The sequence below is a fragment of the Streptomyces sparsus genome, assembly GCF_054776295.1.
Window position 1 is genome coordinate 1 of the sequence record NZ_BAAHCA010001401.1, and the last position, 886, is coordinate 886.

The window sequence follows — 886 nt, forward strand, 5'->3', positions numbered from 1 at the left end:
ACGCCGCCGCCCCCTTCGGCTTCGGAGCGAGCGACGTGTGGACGCTCTTCCACTCCTGCGCCTTCGACTTCTCCGTGTGGGAGATGTGGGGGGCGCTGGCACACGGCGGGCGGCTCGTCGTGGTCCCCCACGACGTGGCCCGCTCGCCCCGCGCCTTCCTCGACCTCCTGGCCCGCGAGCGCGTCACCGTGCTCAGCCAGACCCCGTCCGCCTTCGCCGCCCTGGACCGCGCCGACGCCGAGGACCCCGCGCGCGGCCGCGGACTCGCCCTGCGCTGGATCGTGTTCGGGGGAGAGGCACTGCGTCCCCGGACCCTTCGCGACTGGTACCGGCGCCACGACGGGCCGACCGCGCCCACCCTGGTCAACCTGTACGGGATCACCGAGACCACGGTCCACGCCACCCGCCGCGACCTGACCGCCCGGGACGCCGACCGCGACGGCAGCCCGATCGGGACCCCGCTGCCCGGGACCCGGCTCCACCTGCTCGACGACAGCCTGCGCCCGGTGCCCGACGGCGTCCCCGGCGAGCTGTACGTGGGCGGCCCGGGCGTCGCTCAGGGATACCTGGGGCAGCCCGGCCTGACCGCGGCCCGCTTCGTCGCCGACCCCTTCGGCCCGCCCGGCGCCCGGCTCTACCGCTCAGGCGACCTGGCCCAGTGGACGCCGGACGGGGAACTCCGCTACCTGGCACGGGCGGACGACCAGCTGAAGATCCGGGGCCACCGCGTCGAACCCGCCGAGATCGAGGCCGCGCTGCTCACCCTGGACGGCGTGACCGCCGCCGCCGTCACCGCCGTACCCACCCCGGACGGGGCCCCGCGCCTGATCGGCTACGTCGTCGCACGCCCCACCCACCGGCACGACCCCGGCCCCACCGACCCCGG

General features: G+C 76.5%; 1 protein-coding gene. It reads left to right on the forward strand.

The window, feature by feature from the left end; translation table 11 throughout:
* On the forward strand, nucleotides 1–886 hold an 886-nt coding region (locus ACYVE9_RS28685), incomplete at both ends, for an AMP-binding protein (protein ID WP_461030804.1).